The 11,820-nt window shown below is 45.6% G+C and carries 3 protein-coding genes; all 3 read right to left on the bottom strand.

The window, feature by feature from the left end:
- Positions 1 to 3 precede the first annotated feature (3 nt).
- The 3 genes from prfA to HMPREF3208_RS01675 all read right to left on the bottom strand — a co-directional run bounded on the left by prfA (position 4) and on the right by HMPREF3208_RS01675 (position 11,366).
- Positions 4 to 1,101 carry a peptide chain release factor 1 gene (gene prfA, locus HMPREF3208_RS01665; RefSeq protein WP_032814123.1) on the bottom strand — a complete coding sequence of 366 codons (1,098 nt, stop codon included), beginning with the start codon at positions 1,099 to 1,101 and terminating at the stop codon, positions 4 to 6.
- A gap of 140 nt (positions 1,102 to 1,241) precedes the next feature.
- Entirely contained in the window at positions 1,242 to 1,454 is a 213-nt protein-coding gene (rpmE, locus tag HMPREF3208_RS01670) for a 50S ribosomal protein L31 (RefSeq protein WP_004118797.1), read from the bottom strand.
- Between the two features lie 102 nt (positions 1,455 to 1,556).
- Positions 1,557 to 11,366: an InlB B-repeat-containing protein gene (locus HMPREF3208_RS01675; RefSeq protein WP_081091153.1), complete on the bottom strand. Its 9,810-nt coding sequence runs from the start codon at positions 11,364 to 11,366 to the stop codon at positions 1,557 to 1,559.
- Positions 11,367 to 11,820: the final 454 nt, after the last annotated feature.

Consider the following 11,820-nt stretch of genomic DNA (forward strand, 5'->3'; position numbering starts at 1 on the left):
CTGCTACTTAGCTTGTGCTAAACGGTCAGCTTCATCTGCTTGAATATCACTGTCAATAACTGGTTGCAAGTCGCCATCAAGTACTTGGTCAAGATTGTAAGCCTTGTAGTTCGTGCGATGATCCACAATACGATTTTCTGGGAAATTGTACGTTCGGATTCGTTCAGAACGATCGAGCGAACGCACCTGCGAGTGGCGCATATCCGCCGCTTCTGCTGCCTCCTGCTCGTGCTTCATAGCGAGCAAGCGCGACTTTAGCACACGAAGAGCTGCAGCGCGGTTTTGAATCTGCGACTTTTCATCCTGCATACTCACCACAATGCCAGTTGGAATATGCGTCATGCGAACCGCAGAATACGTGGTGTTCACAGACTGTCCGCCAGGACCGGAGCTCATGAAAATGTCGATTTTCAGATCTTTTGGATCGATTTCAATTTCGTCGTCATCTTCGTCTGCTTCTGGGAACACGATTACACCAGCTGCAGAAGTTTGAATACGCCCCTGCGATTCCGTAACTGGGATTCGTTGCACGCGATGAACGCCACCCTCATACTTCATACTGGCCCACACGCCGTCTTCTGGAGCAGGTGTGCCTTTTGCGCGAATCGCAAGTTGAACGTCTTTTACACCGCCAAGTTCCGTTGAATTTTCGCTCTGGATTACAGTAGTCCAGCCGCGCTTTTCCGCATAACGCATGTACATACGCAATAAATCGCCAGCAAATAGTGCCGCTTCCTCGCCGCCTGTGCCAGCTTTAATTTCCATAATCATATCGCGAGCATCGTCAGGATCCCTAGGAATGAGAGCTGTGCGAAGCTTTTCTTTTGCCGTTGGAAGTTGCGCTTCTAAGCGCTTAGCTTCCTCAGCAAAATCCGGATCGTCGCTTGCCATTTCGTTTGCGGCTTCAAAGTCGTCGCAAAGCTGCTTGTAGTTGAGGTAAGCGTTTACGATTGAACCAAGTTCCGCATGCCTACGACCGAGTTTACGAATAGCGTCCGGGTTTGACGCAACTTCCGGGCTTCCCATGCGACTTTCAATATCGCGGTACTCCTCTAACGCAGTAACTGCTGCTGGGAACTGTTCATCTACTGACTCAGCCATCATATTCCTTTGTAGTCGCGCCTAAAGCGGATTGTGAATCAAAATATTAAATATTAAAATTAAACACATACATGTTGAGTACATAAAACGCCAGCCCCGCTTCGCGAAGTTACACGAAAACAGGGCTGGCGTCATAAAAGCTACTTAGTCTTCTTACCGTAGCGCTTCTCGAAGCGAGCCACGCGGCCGCCGGTATCGAGAATCTTCTGCTTGCCGGTATAGAATGGGTGGCACTTTGAGCACACGTCAACCGTCATGTGATCGCCATCAGCGGTGGAACGAGTTACGAAAGTGCTGCCGCAAGAGCAGGTAACCTGCACTGCGTGATAATCGGGATGAATACCCTGCTTCATAATGTCTCCTATGGAATTCGGGCGACCCGGGTCGCAAAGCCCCAATAGCTAAGCGTGAACCGGAACCTTCGCAATTTTAGTCACCACCCTCGACGCACTAAATCAGCTTTCGTTATTTTTGCGCTTACGACGGCGACCAGCTTTACCCACAGCAAAACCTAATACCGAAAGCGTGGCAGACCAAAGAGCTGCAGTAGACTCATCACTACCAGTTTTTGCTAACGATGGAGCAGGCTGTGCAGGCTCTTCCTGACGTTCCGCATCTACGTGCAACAAAGGTTCCGGCATCGCTATTGCAGTTGGGTACTCTGGTTCCGGAGTTGGTGGAACAGGTGCTGGCGGTACCGGAGTTGGCGGTACCGGAGTTGGCGGAACAGGTTCCGGCGGTACCGGAGTTGGCGGAACCGGCGTTGGAGGCACCGGCTGCGGCTCAGGCGTTGGAGGCACCGGTTCCGGAGTTGGTGGAACAGGTGTTGGCGGTACCGGAGTTGGAGTTGGTGGCACCGGAGTTGGAGGTACAGGTTCCGGCGGCACCGGAGTTGGCGGCACCGGCTCAGGTTGCGGAGTAGGAGGCACAGGCGTTGGAGGCACTGGCTTCTTCTCTTCACGTACCACAGTCATATTCACTGTAATTTCAGCACGCCTACCGTAATTATCTGTAGTACTAAACACAAATGGCACTACGCGCGCACTTTCACCTTGCTTCCAATCAGTAATTGTAGGAATACCAGCCATAGTGCATTGGCTTCCAGAGCAAGATGCTGTTATGTTGTTCATCACATTTCCAGAACCAGCAGCAAGCTGATTGTTAGGTGCATCATTATTATCGGTAAGCTTAAATTTTGTTTGCGTAAACTCACGCGTAGAACCACCAAACGTAAACTTCATAGGCTTCATCTGCTTGAAGTTTGCAGTAATTGTAGTTTCGCGCGTTGGCTTAGGCTTTGGCAACGAAATTTCAGGGTTTATACCAGCATTGCGCAAAATCTGCTTCAAAGCTTCCAAACTAGACTTCTTGGAGCTGCGAATTATCTTTGCAATAAATGGCTTATTCGCATCGTCAGCAAGCTCAGCGAACACTTCGCGCTGAGCGTCAATAATACCGCTCATATCAACGCTATAATCATGAGGCTTGTCTGGATCAACTCCAGCATTTTTAAGCAATACCTTGAGAGATTCAATACTAGACTTATGCGACTTGCGTATAATGCTTGCAACCCAGAACTTACTCTCATGCTCTGCCATGAGCGCCAAAATCTCACGTTCGCCATTAACATTTGCAATTTTCAGCAAATTATTCAAGGCTTCTACAGTACTGTGGCGAGAATTGCGAATCAGCTTAGCAACCCATGGCTTATTGTCACCTTCAGCATATCGCGCTATGCTCTCGCGCTCAAAATCAGTTGCAATAGGATCATTTTTAACTTTTTGTGCTTCTTCCAACAGATGTTGCAATGCAGCCAGAGTCGACGCATGTGACCTACGAATAACATTCGCAACAAACGTCTTACCGCTCATTATTGCCATACGAGCCAAAGCTTCGCGCTCTTCTTCTGTAGCCTTGCGCTTATCTGCTGGAGCTGCTGGAATCTCAGTTGTGCTAGAAGTCCAATCCTTAAACACGTAGCCCTTATCTGCAAGCACGTCTGGAACTGGCATATGCACGTCTTTAACACCCTTACGCACCCAGTATGTGAACACAGGAGACTTCATTTCTCCGCCACTACCAGCTACATACGTTACCTTGCTATAGTTCTTTTCTACAAACTTGGCTTCCGCAGTGCCTTTAGCTGGCAAATCGTTATCTGCAATCACATTCGGCAAAACATGCACACGAACTTGAATCTGAGTAGTAATAGTTTTCCGTTCCTTAGTCTTAGAATCAACTTCGTCTGTAGGTCGCGTAACATCTACAGTTACTGTGGCAGTTCCAGGCTTATATACATAGGTATTATAGTCTTTAACACCTTGCGTATTATCAGTATCTTCTGGCTTTTCACCTTGACCATCAACGTGATTAATAGAAACGTTAACGTTAGGATCAGTGTTATGTACAAGCTTATTAAGGTTTGGAATCGCATCTCCAACGCCAATAACCGTTTCCGGAATCTTTATATCCGAAATACCAGTTTGCTCAGCAACAAGAATTCGTGGAGTTGCGATATCCCACGCGTGCTTCCAATTAACATTGGACTCATTACCTTTAGCATCGTACATACGCCACTTTACGAAACCAGAAAGTAGCTTACCGGTGTCGCTTGCAACTTTTTGAGCAAACTTAATATTGTCTTTAATATCTTTGCCGTGACGAATATACAGCAGCTTTGGCTTATGTTCACCATTATTCCATCTATGACCAATTTCTGGAAGGAAAATGGTTGCAACATATCCGTCTGGAATCTTGTCGTCTTCAGAAGCGTCGATGACGTTTGGCATAAGCTTGTAGCGCGCTACAAAAGTAGTGTTTTCGTCAAACTTCATACCAGCAATTTCAGCACTAGAATATAGCTTAATTTGTGGCTGAGTTGGTACAGTAGTAGGCGTTGGCGCCGCAGCAGCAAACAGTGTTACAAAAGGAACTACTGGTGCAGCAGTATTTGTACCATTCGTAATATTTGGCGTATTGGTCGAATTTGCTACAGGCGTAGTAGCTGTCTGCTTCTCCCAGCCTTGGAACTCGTAATGGTATCCTTGCGCATCGTAATCTTTGCCAATAACCTGCGGAGCGCGAACACCACTAGCAGATTGCTTATACGCGTAGTACAATTCGCGTGAACCTTGAGCAAATTCACCCTTGCCATTTGGTGACTTACCATCAATCTGAGCATTCTCAAATTTGACTTGAACGTAATATTTTGGATCAAGAACTTTATTACGTTCAGCATTAGCACCAGTTTGCGCTTCAGGATGTTTACTATCTTCCTTCGCCAAGCTGCTTGGATACATCAACTGATAAAGCACCTTAAGGCGAGCAACGCGCTTATACTTTTTAGGTTCTTCACCGTCCTTGTAATTGACTGTAATCTTTAGCGGCACAGTGTACAAAGAAGGCTTAGAAAGCATCTTCTTCTCAAAGTCTTCTGGCTTCTTACCTTTAGGCAAATCGTATTCGATTGTTACATCCTTTATATCGCCCTTAGTTTCTGCCTCTGCCTTCAAAGCAGCAAGATTTGTCAAATACTCGTCTAACTTTGGAAGCGTGTCACGCTTATCTTGCACAGCAACCAAGTAATCAGTCTGCACATCTGGCTCTGTCCAATCCTTTTGATCTGCCACGAACTCTTGGAATGATTCATTGACTTTCCAGCCGTCTTTCCATTCATCGTCAGTTTTAGCAACATTTTTAATTTCAACAAGTTTCTTACCGTCATTAAGCATGCTGCTTCGATTCCAAGTGCCAGTAGCATTGGTTAGGCTTGCTTTAAGCTTCTCCAAAGCATTAGTAGGGTCGCTAGAACTGTAAGGAATTCTTGAAATATCAGTGCCCTTCTTTACATAGAACACCTTAGGACCACTTGTGCCATCCTTCCACAATCTACCCGGAGCAGGCTTAAAGATTGCAACTACAGCATCCTTAGGAACTTCACCACCGTCAGACGAATTGGAGAAGTAGTCAATCTTCTTGTAAACAGCGTGGTAAGTTACACCGTTTTGCAAATTCGCATCCGTGTAGCGGTCGCTTGAATTTATATCAAACTTCTGCTCTGGATTCGGATTCGCAGCAGTCGGCTTTACAACCTTAGTTGTCCAGCCCTTAAACACATAGTGGTAATTATTTTCACTGTGATCCTCACCGAAGGCTTGCGGCACGCGGATTCTAACATCCTTACCTTTGTAAACGTAAGCAGTTAGCGTAGTTGTTCCGCCAGTAGAAGGAGTAGTGCCAGTCGTATCGTGACCAATAATAGTGCCTTCATCGTTACTACCAGTAAAGGTAATAGGCGCATATTCGGTAGCGTGCTTACTGCCGTAGTCGCTAGTCTTAAACTTTTCCCAATCGCTTTCGTACACCAAATCTGGCAGCACGCGGTACAGTACTTCAGCTTTAGCAGTGTTGCCGTTAAGAGCTACTTGCACTTTAATCTTGTGCAAGCCTGGAGTGCTGTCGAATGTTGCACCATCAGCAAATGAGAACGTAGCACCCTCTGGATACTCAGTAGCATTGGTTATGAGCTTCTTAGCAGACTCGCCACTTTCAGTACTAATCTTCTCAAGTGGCGTAAGCACTTGCGGAGCTGCAGCAACAGGAGCTTTTAGCTTGAAGTTAGCAGTGTAAATTACTTCAGGGCTGTTCTGCTCTTCGGAGCGAATCGGCAAGCGATCTACACCGGTAGCATACTCAAGCTTCGTAGAGCCAGAACCATACGAACCGATTTGCGAAGTCCAGCCAGCAAACTCAAATCCAGGCTTCGCTTTCACTGTTGGAAGCGGCATCTGGTATGCCTTCGTGCCCTTAATCGCATCGTACACAAGAGCAGAGCCGTCAGCTACATTGTTTCCTTGCCAGTCAACAACGCTGCCCATAGAGCCTTGACCATCGGCCACTTTGAACACGTAGCGCGTGTAGTGATCCGGGCGAGCTTGAGCATCGTTCTTGCGCTTAAGCACGCGAACGTCTTTATATCTGAAGGTAATTTCAGGAATATTATTAACATCCTGCTTGCCATCTTCGTCAGTTTTATAAGTAAAACTATCCCGCGTAGTTTCCGGCATAAAGCCTTCAATCGGCTTGTAGAACGCTACGTCGTACTTTCGATTTACAGAGCTGACTTCGCTTTCTGGAAGAAGCTCATTGCCGTTTTGATCAATATACTTTACCTTATACTTGCGCGTATTGTACGTTTGGTAAATAAACTCGCCAGTATTCTGATCCTCGTCCTTCGAGGCTTCAAAGCTCGTGAAATGCTTATCTGGGAAGTGCGTTTCGTCACTGTAGACTGCTTCCGCATTGTAGCGCAAATGCTCGCGCAAGCCGGAAACCGTTTGAGTAGAAACGTGATCCACCATCGCGGCTTTGGCTGATTTATCAGTAGCATTCTTATAGTCAATAAACGTGTACCCAGGCTTTAAGAATATGTGCTTAAAAGTACCGTTGTAGCGAGTATCCTCAACCCACACTGCATTAAGCGTTATGTCTTCTACTACTTTGTTGCCAAAAGCGTACGGCAAAGTCGTGCCGTTCTTTTTAATCTCCCAGCCGTAGAAGTCGTAGCCTTTGCGAGTTGGAACCTTTATATCTTTATTTTCCTTAATAACATAGTAGTGATCGAACTGCTTTTTCGTAACTACGTTTGTTCCAAATTTCTCTTTGCCTTTTTCGTCGGTTTCAGGCATATTGTAGTTAAGCGTTACAGTGTGCTTAATACCTTCTGGCTTACCCCACGCAGCGTAAAGCTTAATGCCGTTGACTGGCACTGTAATATCTTTAGCTTTGCCTTTATCTTTGCTTCCAGTTTTGTTCTTGTCTTCAGTACCTTCACTATTGTCATTTATCTTGCCATTTATAAGATGAATACCGGCTTGATCAACAGCCCAGCCTTTAAACACGTAGTCTTCTGGCAAATAATCAGGGCGCTCGATGGAGTACTTAGTACCATTAAGCGTGAAAGTGTACTTGCCGTCGAACTGCTTAGACGTATCGTCAGCATCATCTTTAGTTACAGAAGCATCGTAAGACGTATCGTTTCCGTATAGCTCTTTGTCTTCGCCCGTCAAATCTTTTTTGCCGCGCTTGGTCAAGCTATACTCAAACGGCAGTTCTTCTGTAGCAGCGACACTGCCGTCCTTTATAGCCTTGCCGTCCGCATTATAAAACTGCACAGCGTACTTCTGGCGGTCGTACCTAAACTCAAGTGGTTTGTTATCATCAAATTCAGTTGCATCACCAGTATAACCTTCTTGTTCATCTACTGGAACGCCCCTATACTTTCGAAATGCTAAATGATACTTTTTAGCAAAAGCTTTCTGCTCATCCTCACTTAAATCATCCCAATCCCCATGATCATGAGATTCGTTATACCACTCTTCCAGCTTACCTTCAAAGTCGTCTGAATCTAACGCCTTACCAACTCTTGCCGTATCATAACCACCAGCAGGATTAAAACCAGCAATAGATGGAGCTGGATAATCATAGTCACCGCTAGGAGTATCATCTTTGCTATAAGAATCGGTAGAAAGCTCATAATCGTCCTCGCTTATCGTATCACCCTTTTTATGTTTTTTAGCAGACGCAATACTTTGCTTCCTAATAATCACCTGTATAGGCTGACTTTGATCACTGCTATCAGCAGTAAGCAGACGCTGATTATCTTTTAACTCGTGTGTAACTTGAGGGTTATGCTCAGGGTCATCGCTAATTTTAGGTATTACTTTGTCTTTTGGATTTTTTTTAAAAGCAGCACGCCAACGAGGGTCAGCAAATTCTTCTTTAGTAAAACGATACGGAGGAGTGTCACGATACTTTACAACCCCTGCAAATCCAAGCTGCCACCCTAAAGAGCCTTTTCCCTCTTCACTAAAATATAATTCATTTACATCAGGCCAAATATCAGTAAGCTTTTGACCATAACGAACATTTACGCGGTAGCCTTTATGGTTAATCTCAGTGCCATGCTCATCCTTGTCTTTACCAACATACTTATCTGAGCAACCGCCACCGCCAGCATAGCAATAAATAGTTGTTTTGCCGTTTTCATCTTTTCTTTTTATAGCAGCATTGTCACCATTATCTACGCCAGCCGGCTTAGCAAAAATAAGCTCATAAGTATTGCGATCGTAAACTAAGTTAAGAGTGTTGTTTAAGTCGTTCGCGCAAAGCTTCGCTTTACTACGTTTGCCTAAATCTGGACGACCCGGCACAAAATCATGTTGCTCATTGTTAAGCTTTTTAGTAAGATCCTTATTCACGTGGAAGTAGCGCGTGAATATGTCCTTGTAAACTCTATTATCCCAATTAGGGGTTTTAGCATCAATAGGACCTGTAACATAATTACCGCTAGAATCTTTAAGGTAATTGCTTTCGGCACCAGGATTAGTGGTATCATACCCTTCCAAGTTTGTTACGTGCGTATCGTTCATCCAGTTGAACTTTGCAATTAAGCCAGTTTCGTGTTTAGAATCTTTGCCTTGCAACTCTTCTTTAGTTAAGCCAAGCTCTGGGTTCTTTACATAATCAGTTTCGTCTGCGCCATTAAGCTTACTAGCATCATCAACAACGCCTGCATCATTCATCTTATCAAGCGCAACTTCACTGTCTGTTTGCACATTCTTGCGCTCAACAAGACCAACAAAGTCGTAGTTTGCAAGCGAATCCGGATGCTCTTTGTCAACTAAATCCGCCTTTTGCACCCACACGTTCACGCGGTAGCTGGTAGCCTCGTTAGCCGACCATATCGCGCGGAATTGCACATTGTGATCCGGCATCGTATAATTAGCCGCTTCATTAGTTACAGACCTATTAGAAGCACTTGAGCGATTAGCACTCTCCCCCGGTTCTACTATCTGCCACCCCATGAACGTATGACCACGATACGTAGGTTCTGGAACCTCAGGCACTTTCTGGCCATAATACACTTTTTGAGCAGTAACATCCGTGCCGCCAGCAGAATCGTACGTAACTTCATACGCTTTACGGTAGTAGCGAAGGTTCAAAACAAGCTTGTCTTTTTCATCTTCAGAATCCGAAAGCGGCGAGCTAATAAGATTATGTTCCGGTTCATAGCCTGGAATATACGTTGAAACAGCTGTTACATTCGAGCCAACTGTGCCAGTAATCTCCGTAACGTGTATAAGTTCTTTAGTTGTTGTAACTTTGCCATCCTTGCCTTTAATTTTATGTTCTACAACAATAGGTTTGCCAATATTAGGCGCTTCATCAAACTTATCCTTATCCTTAAGATTCTGCACCAAGTGACGCACATAGTACTTAGCTGTTTTAGGAGCGTAGTTGATGTTCAACTCGCCGTAGTACTGAATGCCGTCTTCTGCTTTTGGCTGAGTAGAGGACGAAGATTGCGGATTTGTAGTTGTTTGAGATGATGAGGTTTGCGGAGCTTGAGCGCCGTTATTGCCTCCAACAGCCGACCTTTCCTTTACAGCGTAATCAGTAATCAGCTTCTTGCTTAAACGCAAGTAGCGAATAGCATCCGCATCCGTGCCATCGTCAATAACGAACTTGCTGTTATTTCCCTCACCTTTTTTAACGTAGTACTGGTAATCACCAGAATGATATACGGACGGGCGGTATCCAGCAGCTTTTGGAAGCTCAATGTATTCGTACTTGCCGCCTTTGCCAAGCTTATCGAAGCCGTCTTTGTCAATCGTAAGCTCGTACGGCTGCACAAGCTGCTTATTCGCAGCACCGTTAATCGTGTAGCGAATTTTCAAATTGTACGTAGCTTTTGGCTTTTTGTCGGTTTGTACCTGTTCGTTGGCAGTTGTCTGGTTATCAGCCGTTGGATGCTGCTCATTCGGCTTAATTACCTGGCTATTTGGATCAGTTGCTGCGTTTGTTGCGCCAGCGTTTGGAGTGCCAGCGTTCTGTGTGCCAGTGGCCGGTGTAGAAGTAGGTGAAGACGTTGAGCCAGGATCTGAAGGCGTAGCGTTTTTATCTTCGCCTGTAGCACCTGTAGTTGCACCTTCTGCACTGCTTTGCGAACCTTGTGCATTGGTTTGCGAACCTTGATCAGAGCCTTGCGCAGAGCCTTGTGAACCTTGCCCTTGTGTATTGCCTTGTGCAGTTGTATCTGCACTTGTGCTCGCTGTATTTCCAGCACCAGCATTAGATCCTGCACTTGCAGGAGTTGCAGGAGAAGACGGTGTAACTGTATTAGCTGCAGGGGTCACAGTAGGAGATGTAGACGCATTATTTGCAGAAGATGCAGGTACATTTTCCGCAGAAGGTACACTACTCCCGCTATTATCACCACCGTTATTCTCAGCAGACCTAACCTTACGCACTTTTGGCGTATTTGCAGCACTTACTGTATTCGCATTTTCTGCGTGAGTGCTTGAAGGTTGTGCATTTGTATTCTGCTCGCTTGCAGGCTTCGAGCTTTCAGCATTTCCAGACTGCGCGTTTGCAGGCTGTGAAGTTTTTGGTTGTGCAGGTTGTTTCACTGCAGAAGTATCAGCTGGATTTACGTCTGTTGGCTGTGGTGTCGTCGTCGATTCTGGCTTTGCAGTCGGCTTTACATCTGCCGGCTTTGCAGTCGGCGTTGATTCCTTTGCAGCTGGCTGCACAGCCGGCTTCGATTCTGGCTTTACTGCTGGCTGCGCTTGCTGCACTGGCGCAGGCGCACTTACTGCAGCACCAGCCGAATTTGCAGAAACTGTGGCATCCACTGAACTTTTCTTAATCGCAGCAGAATTCTTAACAGCACTTCCAACAGAATTCTTACTCACTAATGTCTCATGAGGATGAGAAACAGAAGCTTGCGAAGATGCCCCAAGATTCCCGCCAAAACTATGCCCCTCTGGAGATTGCTTAACTTCACCAATCTTCTTAGTCTCATCATCCTTAGTGGATTCCTGAGCTTGTTGACTATCCTGAACTTCACGAGCCTTCTCAGCTTCGCGTTGTTTTTGCAACTCAGCTTCACGGCGAGCAAGTTCTGCCCATTTCTGCGTTTGCACACTCTTGTGAAGCACACTAGCGCCCCAACGCTGCATGTTCAATTCATCTGGATCAGGCTTGCCTTTGCCCATATTTTGCGTCATATGAGACGCGTCGATAATATCTTTCTGAGTAGGCTGCAACGCCGAAGCTACAACAGACGGCAGCATCATCGCTAAAGTCGAAGCAACTGCCACACCTGCAACACCAGTTCGCAAAGCACGAGAACGCTTAACAGCACGAGCTTTGCGAAGTGTTTTCTTTGGCATCTCACTGTGTAACTCGCTACGATCTACCATCGCTACTCCTTATCTCACAACCTCAGTACAGTGCATATTGCGCATAAATATGCAACTACTCAATATATGCGTACTGTATACAAGCACAGCGCATGTGCTCAAAATAAACACAATGTCAAACAGCTCTATGCAATACCACCAACTTATTGCATAGGTATGCACAGATATGAACCATGCATAAAAACATTGACATACACAGTTTGCGAGCAACCAACAAAACCGCTGTATCTAAGCACCCTTTACATAATACACCAAAACCCATACCCCCCCCCCAGAGAATTTTGTAAAAAATAATACGTTTTTGCATAAATTTTAAAAAATCCATAAATGCTCTGTAAATTACCGGCAAATATAGTCAAAAACCACAAAAACAACAACAAACACCGGAAAAATTACCGGCAAATGCGCGACGACCTGTTTGAGCGCTATTCCTCACGGCATAGCCGTTCGGCTG

The organism is Gardnerella vaginalis, from assembly GCF_001546485.1.
Classification (GTDB): Bacteria; Actinomycetota; Actinomycetes; order Actinomycetales; family Bifidobacteriaceae; genus Bifidobacterium; species Bifidobacterium vaginale_D.